Origin of the sequence: Streptomyces sp. NPDC006314, from assembly GCF_040613075.1 — a bacterium.
GTDB lineage: Bacteria > Actinomycetota > Actinomycetes > Streptomycetales > Streptomycetaceae > Streptomyces.
This window is the reverse complement of record NZ_JBEXRL010000017.1, coordinates 1-17926: the sequence shown is the minus strand read 5'-3', so window position 1 is coordinate 17926 and position 17926 is coordinate 1. Positions and strand designations below refer to the sequence as shown.

Sequence of the window (17926 nt, the reverse complement as noted above, 5' to 3'; positions counted from 1 at the left end):
CCATTTTCCCCAGGGCCTCCCCGGGGTGTCTCCCTGCGCGGTTCCCGCGATGTCGGACTACTAGACCTGTCCGGGGAGGCGATGGTTGTGGTTCCGGTCAGGCTGTGACGAAACGGTGAACTTCGTCACCGCGCAGCCGGCCGGCGGGGAGCTTGCGGCCGTAGGCGACCAGCAGCAGGTCCTGGGCGCGGCCTTGCAGGGGTGCGCCCGCGCCGAAGGACCAGTCGAGGTCGTCGGCGCACAGCCGGACACCGGTGAGGTCCGTACCGAAGACACGGAAAGCGCGCGGGTCGACGGCGTCGAGCAGGATCCGCAGCCGGTCCTCTGGTACCGCGCGGTCCAGGCCCAGGGCGACGGTGACGTCCAGGCCGTGGACGACGTCGTGCCCGAGGGCGGCCGCCAGGCCGCCGACCGGGGGCTTCCAGGGGTGGTGGGCGTGGGTGCGCAGGAAGGCGGCGAGATCGGCGTCGCTGTGGGCGGCAGCGTCGCTGCGGGCGAGCCGGTCGGTCATGCGGTGGAGGCTGCCGCGTGCCTTGAGCAGTTCCAGCAGCACCTTCCCGGTCGGGTACCGGAACCCCATGGACATGTGCGCCACGACCTCCCGTACCCGCCAGCCCGCGCACAGGCTGGGGGCCTCCCACTGCGCGGTCGTCAACGCCTCCAGGAGATCGGCCAGTTCACGACGCTCCGCGGCGATGGCGGCGGCTGTGTCTGCGGTGTCTGCTGCTTTCCCCATGCCTCCAGGGTGTTGTCGCGGAGTCGGGAAGTCCAAGACATGATCCGTCTCGCACCCAGCATGATCCGTTATGGGGTTGAGGCAGTCGCGGTACTTGGTCACGGTCGGGGACGCGGCGGGTCTCCCCCGGGCCGCCGAGCGGCCGCATCTGCCCCCGCCCGCCACCGCCCGACGGCCGGTCGCTCCTTCTACCGCGCTTCCGCGGCACCCCCGGCGCGCCGGGCACCGGAAGATCCTCGAGCGGAGCGGGTGGGCGCCCCGGCGCGGGCGGCCGCCGAGTCCGGGGTGGCGTGGGTGAAGGCGACGGTGTGCGGCGGGGTGCCCGGCCTGCGGGCCGGCCGCGTTCAGCAACTGGCGCACCGCCGGGGCCGACACCGTGCGCGTGCTGGACGCGCTGGCTGCGGCCTCGGGCCGACACTCAGAGAAGTGCCGCACGGCCGCCTGGAAGCCGGTGTTCACCGCGGTGAGACCGCCGTCGGCCACAAGGGTGGTGCCGGTGCTCCGGGCGGCGCAGCGGGAGGCGAGGAAGGCGACCGCGGGCGGCGGACGTCCTCGGACTCGCCGACCCGGCCGAGCGGGGTACAGGGCGCGTACGGCACCGAGGTCGCGGCGTCCTTCCCACGCCGGGGTGCGGACCGTGCCCGGCGCCACGAGGTTCGCCCAGCCCGGCTCTCGCCGCTCAAGGACCGGCACATCAACTTCCCGGGCTGCCACCTGTTCGGCATCAGGGCAAGCGGCCAGGCCCTGCGCCACCTCCGGGATTCGGACGCCGTCGAGGACGACCAGGACGACTGAACCGGCACGCCGGTCCGACGCCCGCGGCGTACGGCGGAAACGTGGCCGTGACCAGCCCGAAGCCGCCCAATGAAGGCGGGGCGGGCCGGGGAGATGTACGCCGGTGCCTGCGGTGCGGCAGGCCGCTCAGAGCCGGCGCCCGGGCCGAGGCGCGTTTCTGCGGCCGGGCGGTGCAAGGCCGCTGCGCCAGCCGCCTACAGGTCGAGCTGGTACTCGTGGGCCGTGTGCGTCGGAAGGTATCCGAGTTCGTCGTTGACGCGCCGCATGTACGGGTTGTTGTCGGCGGTGTCGGTCAGCAGGCCGCCGAGGCGGGGGTGACGTTCACGCGCCTGGACGATCGAGGCGGCCTTCATCCAGCGGGCGAGGCCACGACCTCGGTGCTGGGGCAGCACCGCCGTTCCGTAGTGCTGGGCGTCGCCCGTCCCGCTGCCGGGGACGACGAGTTCGGTGAAGCCGGCGATGGAGCCATCCGACCGGTCGACGGCCGCCACGGTGTGGAGTACGTCCCCGCGTGCGGCGATGACGGAGGCCGCTGCCCGTACCCGATCGAGGTCCCAGACGACCGTACCGTAGTCGACGGTGCCCACCGGCATGTCGTCCATGGCGCGGCGTGACGCCACGAAGGTGTCGGCGAGTTCGCCGGGCACCATCCCCTCCCACGCCGCCAGCCGGTAGCCGGCATGCGGATTCTCCGTGATGGCGGTGAGCGCGGGAAGGTCCACGTCGGCCAGCGGGAGTCGGGCATAGGTCAGGGCCAGCACTGCGCGGAAACCGGAGGCGAGGAGGAAGCCGGCGCCGGGAGAGTCGGACTGGGCCCGGGATATGACGGCACGCCGGCCGTCCTCGCGGGCGGCGGCGACGGCCGCCGCGAGCAGGAGGGAGCCCACCCGCCGGCCCCGTTCGGCCGGGTGGACCTGAACGTCCAGCTCGGCGAGGTGACGCTGCCCCTCCTTGGTGAAAAGTTGCAGGGAGGCGGACCCGACGGGGTGGCCGTCGGGGTCAGAGGCCAGCCAGCCCAGGCGGCGCCCGGCGGAGGTCTCCTCGGGGGCGGACAGGGCGGTGATGCGTACGGACAAGTCGTCTCCGTCAAGGGAAGGATGTGCCAGGGGTGGGGTTCGTCCTGCGTGGGGCCGTCACCGGGCCCAGGGCAGGACCCGGGTGCCCTCGGTGCCGGGGACGGAGGCCACGCCGTCCGAGAGCATGGCGACGTGGGCCTCGGCCGCCTGCGGGGCGTGGACCTGGCGGAGCGCGTTCGGCGGGAGGACGAACGTCTGCCCGGCCGTGATCTTCTCGCTGCGGCCGTCGCAGGTGACTTCGAGGACGCCGACGGTCACCGTCCAGACCTGTTCGCGACTGATGAGGTGCTCGGGGCCGGTCTGGCCGGCCTCCATCGCGACGGTCCAGGTGCTGAGTTCCGTGCTGCCACGGCTGGGAGCGGCCAGACCGGTCATGCGGGCGTTCGGGGACTCGGTGACGTTCTCGGCGGCGGGGGTGAGCACGCGGATGCCGGGCTTCTCGGTCTGCGTGGGCTCCTCGGGGGTGGCCCATTCGACGAGCTGGACGACGATCCCGTTCGGGTCGGTCAGCTGGAACAGCCGCTCGCCCCAGGGCTCTTCACGCAGCGGCATGGTGATGGGGGCGCCCGCCTCGCGCAGACGCTGCTCCTCGGCCTCGATGCCGGTGACGGTGAGCGCGAGGATCAGACCTGTGGCGTGCCGCTCGCGCTGCCCGGGCGGGAGGACCTCGGTGCCGCTGCGGAGCAGCACGATGTCGGCCGCGGCGTCGCCGCCGCGGGTCAGGGATGCGAAGCCGTCGGCGGCCATGGCGACCTGGTAGCCGAGGTGGGTGCAGAAGAAGTCGCGGGAGGTCTCCACGTCGGCGACGGTGAGGGACAGGGTGGAGGTGGTGACGCGCAAGATGGCTCCTGGCAGGTTCGGGTGGTGGATCGGGTGCGGCGCGGGGCGGTTGCGCTGCTAGTGGGACGTCTTCGCGTAGGTGAGGACGAGGTTCCCGCCCTCGAACACGCGGCTGTCGGTGAGCTTGAAGGTGCGCGGCGAGAAGTCGGCGCGGAAGAGCGGGATGCCAGAGCCGGCCACGACCGGGTACTGCTTGACGATCAGCTCGTCGATCTCGGGCAGGAGTTGGCCGGCCAGGTCGGCGCCGCCGCAGAGCCAGATACCGAGCCCGTCCTCCTCCTTGAGCCGGCGGATCAGCTTCACCGGATCCTCCGCGGTGACCTCGACGGCCGGGTCCGGGCTGGTGGCGAGCGAGCGGGAGAGGACGATCTGCCGCAGGTGGGCGTACGGGCTGGTGAGGCCGGCGACAAGTCCGGGGTCGTAGGTGCCGCGGCCCATGAGCACCGTGTCGAAGCGGGTGTTGGGCGCGTTCCCGACGCCGAGGGCGGTGCGGGCGGGGGTCGGGAGGGCGTCCGCGTACTCGGTGATCAGGTGCGGGACGTAGTCCTCGGTGACGTGCGGGTTGAAGAAGTCGAAGTCGCCCTCGGGGGCGGCGATGAAGCCGTCGATCGTGGTGCCGACGAAATAGGTGAGCTTGCGCATGCCAGTCCGTTCCTTCAGGCGAATTTTGCGACGGATGTAACTTTACCTAGGAGGCTTCAGTCCGTCAAGCATAATTTTGCGACGGGTATAAGATTTCTCCATGGCTACCGAGATGGGGCTCCGCGAGTCCAAGAAGCAGGAGACCAGGCAGACGATCTCCGACTGCGCCACCAGGCTCTTCACCGAACAGGGCTTCGAGCAGACCACGATCGCCGAGATCGCGGCCGCGGCGCGCGTCGCCAAGAAGACGGTCACCAACTACTTCCCCCGCAAGGAGGAGTTGGCCCTCGACCACCACGAGGCATTCACCCAGGGCCTGGCCCGAGCCGTCGCCGAGCGGGAGCCCGGCGACGAGCCGCTCACCGCGCTGGGACGGTCCTTCCGCACCGCCCTGCTGGACCACAGCCCCGTCGTCGGCTTCACCGGCCCCGCGTTCGCCCGCATGGTCACCGACAGCCCCACCCTCAGCGCCCGGCTGCGCGAACTGCACGACCAGCGAGAGGAGTCGCTTGCCAGGACTCTGGCCGCCGTCACCCCGAATCCCGTCCCGGCCATCGCGCCCCGGGCCGCCGCCGCCCTGATCGCCGCAGCGGACCGTCTGCTGTTCCGGCGCATCCAGGAACTCACCCTGGCCGGCCACTCCGACGACGAGATCGAGGCCACCCTGATTCCGGAGGCCGAGCACCTCCGCACCCTCCTCGCCGCCGCCCTCGCCAACCACCCCGCCGCCGCAGCCCCGTGACCTCGCCGCACGTCCGGACTCGCATGACGTTGGTCGCGGTTCACTACAGCGGCAGTCGAGCTGGTGCGTACGGAAGACTCGTATGTTCGATCAGCCGGTTGCGGACCCGTGCACCAGCTGTTCCCAGAGGTCCAGCCCCGCGCGGAGGAGTTCGCGCACGGCCGAGGCCTCCTCGTCCGTCCAGGCTCCCTCGCCAGCGGTCGGTTCGAGAGCTTCGCCGCCGTAGATCTTTTCGTAGGCGCTGTCGTGGATCGGTCCTTGGGACGGGAGGGGTGGGCCGGCCTTCAGGCTGTGGGAGAGGTCTTCGAGGAAGTTCCATGCGTCCAGCAGCAGTCCTGCCGTGACCGGGGCAAGGTCGGGGTGCTCGACCCACCGCCGTACGACGTCCAGATCGAGAGTGGCTTCGCCCTCCCAGACGAGCTCCCAGCCATGGTGATCACAGTATTCCCGCAGCGCCTTGCGGTCGTGGAACGCGAGGATTCGTCCCAGGTCGTCAACGACGAGCCCATCGGGGGCATCGCCCTCTCCGGGCCGCCAGATCAGCGTCAGGTCGCCTCTCCTGGTCGCGATTCGGTACGGATAGCAGTCAGCCATGCGGGGTCTCCCTGGTGCCGCGGCGGCACTCGCCGCGTGGGTCATCCTGCCCGCAATGATCGTCGCGTGGTGACCGCGGATCAGGTGGAGCCGTGGGGTATGGAGCCGGCGGGTCTGGGGACGCGGGTCGCTGGGTGATTCGAGCGGACAGAGCCGCGGGCGGCAGCAGTCGCCCATGTGAGAGGGCTGCGCCGGACGTGCCGCGCAAGCGTCTCGGATCAAAAGGTGATGAGGTCACCACGCTTCGCGTGCGATGATTTCAAGATCGCTAGACCGCATCACACGGAGGAACAACATGCCTAAAATGACGGCAGGCATAGCGGCTGTAGCGGCCGTGGCAGGTATCGCCGTTTTCACCGGAGCCGCTCCCGCCGCAGCCGGCACCAACGGGCAACAGGTGATCGTTGCTACGCACTACTCTGACAAGATCTCCATCTGTGGCGGCAACCAGAACGGCGACTACACCTGCACTGGCGTCAACACTCCCGACGGCTACACCCACGTGCCGGGATGGTACTGGAGAGGCTGGATCCGCATCACCGGCACCCAGTTGGACTCGGGCAAGCCGGGCGGCACGATCCGAGTGGCCGACTGCTGGGTGCCGAAGGAGCAGGACGGCGACTGGACCTACTGCTACACCTACGACAGGCTCTGACCGATTTGGTGCGTCCCGCAGGTGAGTTGCGGCACTGCGTGGCCCCGATCCGGTGCGCCAAGGTTCCAGGACTTGTCCGGCCGACCATGTGACTACTCACTATCCGGGTCGTTGATGTGGACATGGGGCGGGGTGTTCTGACAGACGCCGAGTGGGAACGGCTGCGACCGTTTCAGCAGTCCAAGCGGCGGCCTACGCCGCAGGCGAGATCGACTGGGACATCTCCGTGGACTCCTGCATGGTCCGCGAGCACCGGCACGCTGCTGGTGCTCGCACCGACCCGCTGCCGGCAGCCGCCTCAAAGCGTGCCCACCGGGGCGCCGTTCTTGTCGAAGACCTCGGCGTCATCGCACCTCCTGATGCACGACCACGTTGAACGGCGACTCCCCCGGTTCCGTCTCTGTCACCACAGTCCACTGGTCGGTTCCCCATGGCTCACCCCGCCCTTTCCCCGGAACCGGGAGACCGTGCGGCTCACCGATACCCGGTGACGTCCGCCGGCTTGCCCGCGTCCTGCACCTCGGCCAGGTACCGCCAGGCGTCGGGGCGGCTGCCGTCGAGGTCGGTGAAGCCATACACCCGGGCCAGTCCGCCACTGGACAGGGACTGCCCGTTGAAACAGGCGACATCGGGGTCGGCGGCCAGGGCGGCGACGGCCCGGCCGGTGAAGCGGGGGGTCTCGGAGATGGCGAAGTGCGGGACGCGGTCGAGAGCGTCGCGCCAGTTGTCCTCACGGACGCCGAACTCGTCGAGCATGATCTCCGAGCGCAGCCAGCCCGGGGTCAGCGCCACCGCCGTGGCACCCCGCGGCCCCAGTTCGTGACCGAGGGCGAAAGCCATGCGCAGGACGGAGGACTTGGCGAGATCGTAGAAGAAGTTCACGCGGTAGGTGTCGCGGTTGTAGTCGGCGGTGCCGTCGGTGACCTCCACGACCAGGCCGCCTGGCCGCCGGAGCAGCAGGGGCAGCGCGTAGTGGCTGGTGACGGCGTGCGTCTCGACGGCGAGCCGGAGCAGTCTGAGCCCGTTGTCGAGGTCGTGCTCCCACACGGGGGTGTCCCACTCGAAGAGCTTCTCGCCACCCCAGATGTCGTTGACGAGGACGTCGAGGCGGCCTTGCTCGTCAGCGATGCGCTCCACCAAGGCCCGTACGGCGGTCTGGTCCAGGTGGTCGGCCGGTACGGCGATGCCGCACCCGCCGGCCGCGGTGACGAGGTCGGCGGTGTCCTCGACCGTCTCGGGGCGGTCGTACTCCGAGCGGCGGGCGCGGGTGCTGCGGCCGGTGACGTAGACGGTGGCGCCGGCCGCGCCCAGTTCGACGGAGATGCCCCGTCCGGCGCCCCGGGTCGCCCCGGCCACCAGCGCGACCTTGCCCTTCAGCGGTCCTGACATGTCCGGCCTCCTGTGCGGTGCGACTGCTGTCGTCATCCACTGTCACGGGAAAGCCGGACATCTTCTGTCGTGTTTTCGGCGGAGTCGCTTCACCGGCCGGTCGCCGACGACGGCGATCCGCAGCGATCGTTCACGAACGCCTGGACGACGGCACCCGCGACACCCGACCGCAGCCCCCCGGGAGCGGACCGCCGGACCGCACCCGTCGATAGACCTCGGCCGTCAGTGCCCCCGCTTGATCCACTCCTCCAGGTGGGGTGCCTCGGCGCCGATGGTGGTGGGGTCGCCGTGGCCGGTCAGGACCTTGGTCTCCGGCGGGAGGGTGAGGAGACGGTCGCGGATGGAGTCGATGATCGTCGGGAAGTGGGAGTAGGAACGTCCGGTCGCGCCCGGGCCGCCCTGGAAGAGGGTGTCGCCGGTGAAGACCGTGCCGAGGCCTGGGTCGTACAGGCAGACCGCGCCGGGGGCGTGTCCTGGGGTGTGCAGGACGGTCAGGTCGGCGCCGGCGGCCTCGATGACCTGGCCGTCGGCGAGGTGCCGGTCGGGGTCGCGGTTCGGGTGGGTCAGCTTCCACAGCGGCAGGTCGTCGGGGTGCAGCCAGATGACGGCACCGGTGAGGTCCGCGAGGGCGGGGGCGGCGTCGATGTGGTCGTTGTGGGCGTGGGTGCACACGATGGCGGTCAGCCGGCGGTCGGCCACGGCCTCGGCGATGGCCTCGGCGTCGTGGGCGGCGTCGATGACGATCACCTCACGTTCGTCACCGACGATCCACACGTTGTTGTCGACGTCCCAGGTGCCGCCGTCGAGAGTGAACTGTCCTGAGGTGACCAGTCGTTCGATGCGGGTGGTCATCACAGCACCACCACCGAGCGCATCACGTCACCGTGGTGCATCCGCTCGAACGCCTTCTCCACCTCGTCGAGTTGGATGGTCTCGGTGACGAACGCGTCGAGCGGCAGGCGGCCTTGCAGATGCAGGTCGATGAGCACGGGGAAGTCGCGGGTGGGCAGGCAGTCGCCGTACCAGGAGGACTTCAGGGCGCCACCGCGGCCGAAGACGTCCAGGAGCGGCAGTTCGAGCTTCATCTCGGGGGTGGGGACGCCGACGAGGACGACGGTGCCGGCGAGGTCGCGGGCGTAGAAGGCCTGCTGGTAGGTCTCGGGGCGGCCGACGGCCTCGATGACGACGTCGGCACCGAAGCCGCCGGTCAGCTCGCGGATCGCCTCGACCGGGTCGGTCTGCCGGGAGTTGACGGTGTGGGTGGCGCCGAGGGTGCGGGCCTTGTCCAGCTTGCGGTCGTCGATGTCCACGGCGATGATCTTCGCCGCGCCTGCCAGGTTCGACCCGGCGATGGCCGCGCCACCGACGCCGCCGCAGCCGATGACGGCCACCGAGTCGCCCCGGCCAACGCCGCCGGTGTTGATCGCGGCACCGATGCCGGCCATCACCCCACAGCCCAGCAGTCCGGCGACCGCCGGGGAGACGGCCGGGTCGACCTTGGTGCACTGCCCGGCGGCGACCAGCGTCTTCTCGGCGAACGCGCCGATGCCGAGCGCCGGGGAGAGTTCCTGCCCGGTGGCGGCTAGGGTCATCTTCTGTCCGGCGTTGTGCGTGTTGAAGCAGTACCAGGGCCGACCGCGCAGACAGGCCCGGCAGTTGCCGCACACCGCACGCCAGTTGAGGACGACGAAGTCACCGGGTGCCACCTCGGTGACGCCCTCGCCGACCGATTCCACGACACCGGCGGCCTCGTGGCCGAGGAGGAAGGGGAAGTCGTCGGAGATGCCGCCCTGCTTGTAGTGCAGGTCGGTATGACAGACGCCGCAGGCCTGGACGCGCACGACGGCTTCACCGGGGCCAGGGTCCGGTACCACGATCGTCTCGACCCGTACGGGCTCGTCCTTGCCCGGTGCGATCACGCCGCGTACTTCCTGCGCCATGCTCTGGCCCCTTCCTTCGATTGCCTTCCCTGCCGACCCTACGCGCGACCGATCGGTAGCGGGGCGGACCACGAGGGTGACCGTGGATCTTTCCGGCCACCGACGGCGGCCGCCGCGGATCCGGACCCCACCGGAGAGGCCGTGGAGAGACCCGAGGACGGTCACGTGGAAGTGGGCCCCGTGAGGGGTCTGCGAGGCGAGCCCTGGACGAGACCTGCGCGTGCCTCGATCGCTGGAGGTTGGCGAAGTCGGCGTGCGCTTGCTCGACGGCCTCGGGGTGCGCCTGTTGCTTCTCGTGCTCGGCGAGTGCGCGGTAGATGCTCGCGACGCTGGGGGCCTGGCCCTTGCGCTTGCCGGTGGGGATGATCAGGTCGGGCTGGATCTGCTCGACGGACTCGCCGTTCGCGCGGCACCGGAGCACGGTGTGCAGCATGTCCTCGGTGATGACGGGCGGGCGGCCGCCGTGCTTGCCCTTGCGGGCCGCCGTGTCGAGCCCTTCGAGCGTGGACTCGCGGATGTTCTCCCGTTCGGTCTCCGCCATCGCCGCGAAGAACGCGAACAGCAGGCGGCCGGGCCCGCTGGGGTCGTACATGCCGGGCAGCGGTCCGGCGAGCATCTCCAGGACCAGGCCGTGGGCGGTGAGGTGGTCGGCGAGTGCGGTGAGTTCGGCGGCGTCGCGGCCCAGGCGCTTCATCTCGTACACGGTGAAGATGACCCGGCAGTGCGGGGCGTGGGCCTTGATCTGGCGGGCGAGCGCGAGCGCGGCCTCGCACTGGGGCCGGACCCGTACGCGGGTGCTGATCTTCTCGGAGAACACCTTGTCGCGCTCGATGCCGTGCTTGGCGAGGGCGTCGAGCTGGGACTGGAGTTCCTGGGTGAGCGTCGAGCACCGCGCGTACCCGATGCGGATGTCGGCGCTCGGGGTGTCCGGTGCGAGGGCGAGCGGGACGGGGGTGCCGGGGCGCCAGGGCTGGCCGGGGCTGCGGTCGGCGGGGGTGGGTACGCGCAGGAGCTTGGCGAGCCGGGGCACCTTGGTGAAGCGGCCGGTGTGGTAGGCGCCGGCGACCGCGCCGGAGCGCGAGCGGCACGGCGAGCCGGGTTCGGCCCGGCAGCGCGGGCAGGGGTGGCGCTCGACGTCGTCCACGTCACTCGGGGAGCCTTCTTGAGGGGCCGCCATGCCCTGGATGCTGTCACAAACCATTCTCAGAAATACCTTAGCCCGCGTTTGGGTGAGAACGGGTTCTGAGAACCGGAGCGGCGCTTCGCGGCCGACAGGCCATCACGTTGGATCTTGCTCGGGCAAAGGGCCGTTTATGAGAATGACTCAATGCCTCGTCCCGGCGTAGATCGCGCTGGAGTTGGTGAGTGATGGAGCGGTGTACCGATGCTGACGCGGTGGTGGTCTTCGCACGGGAAGGGCGGGGCCGCGGCTGATCTCGTCGTACGCCGATTGTCGGAGGCTGCTGGCAGTATCGCCGCCATGAGCATCATCCGTACCACCCCACCACGGCCGTTCGACGTGGCCGCGATCTTCCCTCAACTGGCCCCGCTAGCACGCACGACAACCCGGCTACATCCCCGCCCCGGTTCTCCGTCACCGTACGACAGTTCGGTCGGCGGGCCGCTGCTGTGGCCCGCCGGACAGCCATGGCTGTACTGCGACAAGTGGCATGAGGGTCCGGTCTCTCCCCTTCTGCCAGTGGCGCAGCTGTACGTGCGCGACGTGCCCCTGCTGCGACCGCCCGGACGGACCGATCTGCTCCAGGTGCTGTGGTGTCCCTCTGAGCACCCGCCGGAGTACAAGCCTACGACTGAGCTGTTCTGGCGAACTGCCGCCGACGTCACCCACATCCTCGCCTCGCCGCCCAAACCGACCGAAGCGCAGTACGGCTACACGCCGGAGCCGTGCGTGCTCGCACCGGAGCAAGTCACCGAGTACCCCAACATTCTGGAGCTGGACGAGGAGTTGAAGCAGCAGCTGAGGGACTGGACCGCGTGGCATGCGGCCGGCGTCGAGATAGATGATTCCTATGAGGAACCGGATGAGTTCTACTCCGCCGAGTTGTCCGAAGCTCCCGGATGGAAGGTCGGTGGCTGGCCGCCGTGGGGCCTCACCGATCCCATCGCCCGGTTCTGCATCAACTGTGGCTCCGCGATGAGCCCGTTGCTGACCATCGCCTCGAATGAATGCCGCGACTACAGAAGGGGTTGGGTCCCGAACGAGGAGCAGGCCATCGCCGTGATCGACAACGACATTGTGTCGAACCCGCCCGGTATCCAGGTCTCCGACGCGAATAATCTGCAGCTCTACTTCTGCCCGAAGTGCTATACGCATACCGATCTGATCCAATAGGCCATTGCTGAAGGCCCCGCGAGGGCCGGGGCGTGCGGCTGTTCCATTAGCCCGGCCACTCAGCATGTTGCTGGGGCGCTGAAGCGTCCCGGCAACATCGTCTTGATCACGGCTCCTGCCAGGATCGGTAGTCCGGGTGTCACGCTGGGGTCGCGGCTGCCTCATCGTGCGGGGTGCGTGGGCCAGGCACCGTCGTCCGGATGGACAGGTCCAAGTCGAGGCGGCTGTTCATGTCCAGCTCGAACCGGCCGTACGGATTCACGTGCGTCCAGAACAGCGGCGACAGCGCCCGCCGGTCCGCGTCGGTCAGCTTGTCCGCCCACTTCGGATCAGCCAGGACCTCCTGCATTAGCAGCGTGTTGACGTGCACCAATGCGGACTGGAGTAGGTGCAGCGCGAGCATGCTGACCTCCTGGGACTCCTTGTCCGCACCGGCCAGGTCGCCGTCCTTGCCGTAGAAGAGGTCCTTGTTCGCGGAGTTCCAGTTCTCCACCACCTGGAGCCCTTCGTGGATCTCTTGGCGCATCTCGACGTCGGCGAGGTAGTCGCACACGAACGCCGTACGCACCGCCCGCCCGAGTTCCTCGATCGCCTGGTACGTGGGGTGCTTGGGGCCGCCACGGGTGAAGCGCCGCAGGACCTGCTCGGCCTCGGCGGTGCCCTGGCGCAGGGCGGTGGTGTACTTCACGATCTGGTCGTACTGCTGGGCGATCAGATCCCAGTTGATCGTCTTGGTGGACAGCACTGGCGCGAGGTACGGCCACTTCTCGTCCTGACCGGCCGCCGGCCGGTACAGCTTCGCGGAGCCGATGTTCTTCAGCCTCGGCATCAGCTTGAAGTCGAGCATGTGGGCAAAGGCGAAGCCGACGATGGACGCGCCATGGGTGTCGGTGTACTGCCGGTCCACCTCCATGTCGGTGCAGTGCCGCAGCACACCCTCGATCATCGAGGCGACCTCGGAGGCCGAACAGCTCTTGAGCTGGGAGTAGATGCAGACGGACTTTCGCTCCACATGCCAGTAGATCATCACCCCGGGCCCGCGGTAGCGCTGGTGCCCTGCGCAGCTTCGCTTCCGACTCGCCGTGCTTGCCGGTCACCGCGACCCGCTTGATGCCCATGTTCGTGCCCAGTCCGAACAGGACCAGCAGCAGCCTGCGCCGCAGCACGTCCTTCGACAGGTTCTCGCGGGTGGCCACCGAGGTGAATTCGGGCGACTGCTGCGGCAGAACTGGGCCTCGAAGTCCGTGACCGCCCGGCCCACCAGCCTCTGCACTTTGCCCGGGGCCGGCGGCTCGACGTGGTCGTTGCGGCACCGGGCCACCACGGCCGCCATCAGACGCTCGCGAGAGAGTTCCACCGGACACAGCTCTGCGGCCAGCCACTCCGCCAGCCGCTCCTGGTCCTCCTCGGTACCCGCCCGGAACCCGAAAGCCGTACGGATCTCCGTACGGTGTCGAGTGATCGCCCGGCCCTGCCAGTCGTACGAGGCCCACTGCTCGGCGGGCACCCTCACCTGCTGAGCCACGTACACCACCGCGGGCGCCGGGACTTCCCCTGCACTCTCAGGGAAACGCGCCTCGACCTCGAAGAACTTCAGCAGCAGGGCGAAGCCCAGCCGGTTCGCCCCGGTCTTGTTCCGGAGCCGCACAACCTCGTCCTCAAGAAGCGTCCAGACCTCGATCAGGTCCTCCGGCTCCCACTCCTGCCGCACCGATGCCTCCGCGCCTCAAGCAACTGGATCTCCACATCGTGGCGACCACCCGCCCCACCTGGACGGAAAGCGCAGAACCACACCGCAGATCCATCACGTTCTGCTACATGACGGATGGCGGCAGCTATACGAGAACACGGCCGCCTACGGCCGTACGCCGGCCACCCTCCACCCGCGGGCACCGCGCCTCCCGCTCCTCTGCGACATCACCACCCGCCCGGTGGGCTCCGGGACCGGCGAGCCGGGAGCTGGGCGCCGTCTACGCCGGTCCGGTTCGCGGAGGCGGTCGGCCGGCTGCTCCAGGACGGCGCCCGCACCTGGCTGGAGCCGGGCCCCGGGGGCGCGCTCACCCGCCTGCTTCCCGGCCGCCTGCCGGACGTCCCTGCGTCTCTCTTCGCTCCTGCTCCGGGCCGGCAGGCGCTGCGGGTGCGGACCGGTGTGAGGTGACGGCCGGCGTGCCGGCATGGCCTGGGCCCGACAGCGGCGAGGGCCGTCCCGGTCAAGGCGGCCCTGGTACGGGGTGCGGGATCGATGGACGGCGGACGGCAGACCGAGCACCGGCGCGATGGGGCGTGGGCTGCTCCCGTTGGTTCGGCTGGTTCAGCGCGTTGAGATGTTTCACCGTTGCAGCTGTCCGGAGACCCGCGGGAGGCGGAGCGCGCCGCCTGCGCTTGCCGAGGCCGCCGGGCCGGAGGAGTCTCGAAGGTGGGGCCCGAGCGGCCCGTTCCTCGTCGGGCCGCGGGCGCCTGAAGGAGGTCACCATGGGCACCTCGACAGGCTCCGTCTTCGACGCCGAGACTCTGCGCAGGGGCATAGAAGGGAACACCGGAAACACCCTTCTGTCGCTCTACGCCGACGACGCGGAGATCCGCATCGTCGACCACAACAACCAGCCCAGCCACCCCACCGTCCTGCACGGCCGGGGCCAGATCGCCGAGTTGCTGGACGACGTCTACAGCCGCGACATGACGCACAAGCTGGAGCGGTGTGTCGTGCAGGGCGACCACGCCGCCTTCAGCGAGGCCTGCGAGTACGCGGACGGCACCCGGGTTCTCGCCGAGTCGATGGTCACCTTGCGTGACGGCAAGATCGCCGATCAGTTGATCATCCAGGCCTGGGACGAGTAGGCACACCCGGAACATGGCAGGTGGCTCGAGGACGGTCGCGAGGGTTCAGGTCACCACCCGGCTGACCTGGACCTTCTCGGCTCGGGCAGCCCTGGCCAGGCCCGAAGGGGCCGCCATCGGCGGCGCGTGCCGCCCTCCGCGGCGGGTCTGCCGGTGTCCGCCGCGCTCCTCCGGTCGGTGCCGAGGGCAGCGCGCCCGCGCCCTGCGCCGCCGCGTGCGCGGCGGACCCGGCATGGCCGGCCACGAAGAGCGCCGCCCGCGCCGGAGGGGCCGACCCTCCTCGCACCCACCCTCGGTTACGCTGTACCCGGGCCGTGACTGGCGCTGAGGTGGACAACCACCGGGGAGCGGCCCGAGGTGGATGCCGCGCGCCTGGGCGAGGAGAGTCGATCCAGCTCAGGAGTGTGCAGCATGACCCAGGCCCGTCTCATGGACGGCACCGCCCTCGCCCGCCGTATCGTCGAGGACACCGCGAAGAAGGCCGCCGACCTCGCCGGACGGACGGGCATCGCGCCGTGCCTCGCGACCGTGCTGGTCGGGGAGGACCCGGCGTCCGTGACGTACGTCCGTATGAAGCAGAACCGGTGCCGCAAGGCCGGCATAGAGTCGCGTCATGTGGCCCTGCCCGCGTCCACCACCACCGTCGAACTCGTCGGCACCCTGCGGGAGTTGTCGGCCGATCCGGGGGTGCACGGGATTCTGCTCCAGCACCCGGTGGGCGATCACATCGACGAGCGGGCCGCGTTCGAGGCCATCGCACCGGAGAAGGACGTCGACGGCGTCACCTTCGCCTCGTTCGCCACGATGAGCTTCGGCCTGCCGGGGTTCGTCTCGTGCACGCCCGGCGGCATCCTGCGGCTGCTCGACGAGTACGGCGTCGACCCGGCCGGGAAGCGGGCGGTGGTGGTGGGCCGCAGCGCGATCCTCGGCAAGCCGGTGGGCATGCTGTTGCTGGCCCGGGACGCGACCGTGACGTACTGTCACTCGCGCACCCGGGACCTGTCGGCGGCGGTTCGTGAGGCCGACATCGTCGTCGCCGCCGTCGGGCGGCCGCGGCTGGTCCGCGGTCAGGACCTCAAGCCCGGCGCGGTCGTGGTCGACGCCGGCTACAACCCGAGGAACGTCGGCGACGTCGACTTCGACTCGGCCGTGGAGCGGGCCTCCCTGATCACGCCGGTGCCGGGCGGCGTCGGTCCGATGACCATAGCCACGCTGCTGGAGCAGACCGTCGACGCCGCCGCCCGGCAGCTCGGAGCGTAAGGGGTCAGCGCATCCAGGCGCTGTACTCCATCACGTCACCGGCCTTCACCCCGTAGTCGGGGTCGTCCTGGGTGAAGGTCGTCTCCAGGCCGAGGACGGCACCGGTTCGCGGGTCGAGGATCAGCATCCGCCGACCGCCCCCGCCCGCGCCCCCGTAGACATATGCCTGTCCCGGGCGGCCGAGCCGGTCCGTCACCTGTCCCACGGGCCGCAGGCCCCTGGCGTCCGCGAGGACTCGCACCAGAGCCGCGGACTCGCGGGCTCCGAGCGTCCAGTGGCCCAGCAACTCCGCGATGCCGTCGAGGAGTTCGGGGGTGCCCGGGGAGTCGTTGCGCACGGTTTCGGCGAGGTAGGCACGCAGGGCGGCCGGGGTGTGCGGCGGGGGTACCTCGGGCGGGGCATCGCTCCAGCTCGGCGGGTACGTGGTCCGGCTCAGGACATGGCCGTCCGCCACCACACGGGGATCGCCGCCCTCGTCGGTGAGGACCGGGCGGCCCGGACGACGCGGGTCGGTCGCCACGACCAGTTCGGTGTGGCTGTCGTCCGCCCGCCAGCGCACGACGCGCTCCTCGGGGAGGGTGACGGGCGGTTCGCCGTCGCTCATGCTGAGGCTCCACGACTGCGCATGTGTGCCTTTCCGCAGCCGCGGCGAGCCGTCGGTGGCGGCGGCCTCGGCCAGTTCGGCAAGCCGCGCCAGCGGTACGGGCGTGGAGTGGGCGTGGACGGTGAGTGGCCGGGGTGCGGCGAGGGCGGACTGAGTGTTCGGTCCGCCGAGCAGCAGGGCGAGGGCGGTCGCGAGGACGACACCGGTGGCGGCGAGGCCCCACAGCAGCCGGGCGCGCGGCGCACGGCGCGTCGGACGGGGCTCGTGCAGCAGCCGGTCCAGCCGCCGTTCGGCGCGGTGATCCAGCGGGCCGTCACCGAAGTCGGCGCCGTCGGCCGGGACCGGGTTGGCGTGGCGCAGGAGGTCGAGTTCGTCAGGCATGGCGGGGGTCCTTGGGCGGGCATGCGTCGGCGGTGGGCACGGAGCACGGCGATCGCCGGCCGGAACCGTCCTCCCCCGCGGCCGTCGGGGCGTCGGTGCGGGCGGGACCTGTCGGCCACCGGCCGTCGCCGGGTGACCGCTCGGGCAGCGCGTCGGGGGACGTCGCCGAAGGCGGTATGCGGTGCTCGGGCAACGCAACGGCCGTCGGAGCGGCAGGCCGCATGCGGTGCTCGGGCAGCGAGTCGGTCGGCGTCGCCGCGGGCCGTATGCGGTCGATCTCGGTGCGCAGGCGGCGGCGGGCGCGGTGCAGGCGCATCACCGCCGCGCGTTTGCCGCAGCCCAGGGCGACCGCGATCTCCTCGGTGCCGAGTTCCTCCCAGGCGGCCAGGCGCAGCACCTCCTGGTCCGCCGGGGACAGCCGGTCCAGCGCCTCGTGCACCCAGGCGCCCGGAGCCTCGGCGTCGGGACTGTCCACCAGGTGCCGGCCGTGCGCGGCCTCGTCGTTGCCCAGCCGGTCCACCAGCCGGCGCCGGCGCCCATAGCCGCGTACCGCGTTAGCCAGGCAGTTCCGGGCCACCCCGTACAGCCAGGGCAGCGGCGTCTCCGGCAGGTCGCCGCGGCGCCGCCAGGCGACGGTGAACACCTCCGCCACCACTTCCTCCACCTCGCCGGCCCGGCCCTGAAGTCGCCTCGCGACATAGCGGCTGACCGCCCAGTAGTGCTCGCGATAGGCAGCGGCGAAGATCTCGTCGTTGCTCATGCTCGGTTCGTGTCCGGCACTCCCCGGATCGTCACACCCTTCTTCCGTGATGCTTCTCGCGCCGTCCGAGTGTGACCCACCGGCCGGGCGCGGACACAGGCGGGACGTGAAGAGGATCAGAGACACCAGGGCCGTGCAGTGGCTCACCACCACCGATCACAAGACGATCGGCACGCTGTATCTGGCGACGTCGTTCGCGTTCTTCCTGATCGGTGGCGTGATGGCCCTGCTCATGCGCGCCGAGCTGGCCCGGCCGGGCCTGCAGATGATGTCGAACGAACAGTTCAACCAGGCGTTCACGATGCACGGCACCGTGATGCT

General features: G+C 70.4%; 18 protein-coding genes, 2 pseudogenes and 1 riboswitch. Of the genes and pseudogenes, 6 read left to right on the top strand and 14 right to left on the bottom strand.

Annotated features, from left to right (window positions below):
- Positions 1 to 97: 97 nt before the first annotated feature.
- The 5 genes and pseudogenes from ABZ079_RS26995 to ABZ079_RS26975 all read right to left on the bottom strand — a co-directional run bounded on the left by ABZ079_RS26995 (position 98) and on the right by ABZ079_RS26975 (position 4089).
- Positions 98 to 736, bottom strand: a complete 639-nt coding sequence (locus ABZ079_RS26995) for a maleylpyruvate isomerase family mycothiol-dependent enzyme (RefSeq protein WP_356942139.1) — start codon at positions 734 to 736, stop codon at positions 98 to 100.
- 432 nt (positions 737 to 1168) lie between these two features.
- Positions 1169 to 1393: pseudogene (locus ABZ079_RS26990) on the bottom strand (oxidoreductase); the annotation flags it as partial.
- 332 nt (positions 1394 to 1725) lie between these two features.
- Positions 1726 to 2607, bottom strand: coding sequence for a GNAT family N-acetyltransferase (locus tag ABZ079_RS26985; protein ID WP_356942041.1), 882 nt, complete (start codon positions 2605 to 2607; stop codon positions 1726 to 1728).
- A 57-nt stretch (positions 2608 to 2664) separates the two neighbouring features.
- On the bottom strand, positions 2665 to 3447 hold the full coding sequence (locus ABZ079_RS26980) for a VOC family protein (RefSeq protein ID WP_356942040.1): 783 nt from the start codon (positions 3445 to 3447) through the stop codon (positions 2665 to 2667).
- 57 nt (positions 3448 to 3504) lie between these two features.
- Positions 3505 to 4089 (bottom strand): dihydrofolate reductase family protein, encoded by a 585-nt coding sequence (locus tag ABZ079_RS26975; protein WP_356942039.1) that lies wholly within the window; start codon positions 4087 to 4089, stop codon positions 3505 to 3507.
- 112 nt (positions 4090 to 4201) lie between these two features.
- On the opposite strand from ABZ079_RS26975, the gene ABZ079_RS26970 reads away from it, so the two are divergent.
- The gene (locus ABZ079_RS26970) at positions 4202 to 4831 is read left to right on the top strand and encodes a TetR/AcrR family transcriptional regulator (protein ID WP_356942138.1); all 630 of its coding nucleotides are present in this window, start codon (positions 4202 to 4204) and stop codon (positions 4829 to 4831) included.
- 90 nt (positions 4832 to 4921) lie between these two features.
- Here ABZ079_RS26970 and ABZ079_RS26965 read toward each other — a convergent pair whose 3' ends face one another.
- Entirely contained in the window at positions 4922 to 5425 is a 504-nt protein-coding gene (locus tag ABZ079_RS26965) for a hypothetical protein (RefSeq protein WP_356942038.1), read from the bottom strand.
- 304 nt (positions 5426 to 5729) lie between these two features.
- Here ABZ079_RS26965 and ABZ079_RS26960 point away from each other — a divergent pair, with 304 nt between their 5' ends.
- Positions 5730 to 6080, top strand: a complete 351-nt coding sequence (locus ABZ079_RS26960; RefSeq protein ID WP_356942037.1) for a hypothetical protein — start codon at positions 5730 to 5732, stop codon at positions 6078 to 6080.
- Between the two features lie 474 nt (positions 6081 to 6554).
- Here ABZ079_RS26960 and ABZ079_RS26955 read toward each other — a convergent pair whose 3' ends face one another.
- The 4 genes from ABZ079_RS26955 to ABZ079_RS26940 form a co-directional block, all read right to left on the bottom strand.
- Positions 6555 to 7469 carry an SDR family oxidoreductase gene (locus ABZ079_RS26955; protein ID WP_356942036.1) on the bottom strand — a complete coding sequence of 305 codons (915 nt, stop codon included), beginning with the start codon at positions 7467 to 7469 and terminating at the stop codon, positions 6555 to 6557.
- Between the two features lie 222 nt (positions 7470 to 7691).
- Entirely contained in the window at positions 7692 to 8321 is a 630-nt protein-coding gene (locus ABZ079_RS26950) for an MBL fold metallo-hydrolase (RefSeq protein ID WP_356942035.1), read from the bottom strand.
- Complete coding sequence (locus tag ABZ079_RS26945; RefSeq protein ID WP_356942034.1) at positions 8321 to 9409, bottom strand: S-(hydroxymethyl)mycothiol dehydrogenase; 1089 nt, start codon at positions 9407 to 9409, stop codon at positions 8321 to 8323. Before ABZ079_RS26945 ends, ABZ079_RS26950 begins: the two co-directional genes overlap by 1 nt.
- The gene (locus tag ABZ079_RS26940; RefSeq protein WP_356942033.1) at positions 9318 to 10586 is read right to left on the bottom strand and encodes a recombinase family protein; all 1269 of its coding nucleotides are present in this window, start codon (positions 10584 to 10586) and stop codon (positions 9318 to 9320) included. The genes ABZ079_RS26945 and ABZ079_RS26940 overlap by 92 nt, the downstream gene beginning before the upstream one ends.
- A gap of 303 nt (positions 10587 to 10889) precedes the next feature.
- Here ABZ079_RS26940 and ABZ079_RS26935 point away from each other — a divergent pair, with 303 nt between their 5' ends.
- Positions 10890 to 11762 (top strand): hypothetical protein, encoded by an 873-nt coding sequence (locus ABZ079_RS26935; RefSeq protein WP_356942032.1) that lies wholly within the window; start codon positions 10890 to 10892, stop codon positions 11760 to 11762.
- A 139-nt stretch (positions 11763 to 11901) separates the two neighbouring features.
- Here the strand turns inward: ABZ079_RS26935 and ABZ079_RS26930 are convergent, their stop codons facing one another.
- Complete coding sequence (locus ABZ079_RS26930; protein WP_356942031.1) at positions 11902 to 12789, bottom strand: Tn3 family transposase; 888 nt, start codon at positions 12787 to 12789, stop codon at positions 11902 to 11904.
- 66 nt (positions 12790 to 12855) lie between these two features.
- Positions 12856 to 13473 (bottom strand): DUF4158 domain-containing protein, encoded by a 618-nt coding sequence (locus tag ABZ079_RS26925; protein WP_356942030.1) that lies wholly within the window; start codon positions 13471 to 13473, stop codon positions 12856 to 12858.
- A 761-nt stretch (positions 13474 to 14234) separates the two neighbouring features.
- Here ABZ079_RS26925 and ABZ079_RS26920 point away from each other — a divergent pair.
- Together ABZ079_RS26920 and ABZ079_RS26915 are read left to right on the top strand one after the other, a co-directional pair.
- The gene (locus ABZ079_RS26920) at positions 14235 to 14600 is read left to right on the top strand and encodes a nuclear transport factor 2 family protein (RefSeq protein ID WP_356942029.1); all 366 of its coding nucleotides are present in this window, start codon (positions 14235 to 14237) and stop codon (positions 14598 to 14600) included.
- A 304-nt stretch (positions 14601 to 14904) separates the two neighbouring features.
- Positions 14905 to 14985, top strand: a riboswitch (ZMP/ZTP riboswitch).
- A 26-nt stretch (positions 14986 to 15011) separates the two neighbouring features.
- Positions 15012 to 15860, top strand: coding sequence for a bifunctional 5,10-methylenetetrahydrofolate dehydrogenase/5,10-methenyltetrahydrofolate cyclohydrolase (locus ABZ079_RS26915; RefSeq protein WP_356942028.1), 849 nt, complete (start codon positions 15012 to 15014; stop codon positions 15858 to 15860).
- A 4-nt stretch (positions 15861 to 15864) separates the two neighbouring features.
- Here ABZ079_RS26915 and ABZ079_RS26910 read toward each other — a convergent pair whose 3' ends face one another.
- Both ABZ079_RS26910 and ABZ079_RS26905 read right to left on the bottom strand, forming a co-directional pair.
- Positions 15865 to 16845, bottom strand: a complete 981-nt coding sequence (locus ABZ079_RS26910; protein ID WP_356942027.1) for a CU044_5270 family protein — start codon at positions 16843 to 16845, stop codon at positions 15865 to 15867.
- Positions 16846 to 17107: 262 nt separating this feature from the next.
- Positions 17108 to 17605: pseudogene (locus tag ABZ079_RS26905) on the bottom strand (sigma-70 family RNA polymerase sigma factor); the annotation flags it as partial.
- Positions 17606 to 17711: 106 nt separating this feature from the next.
- Here ABZ079_RS26905 and ABZ079_RS26900 point away from each other — a divergent pair.
- The coding region (locus ABZ079_RS26900; RefSeq protein ID WP_356942026.1) for a cbb3-type cytochrome c oxidase subunit I at positions 17712 to 17926 on the top strand (215 nt) is incomplete at its 3' end.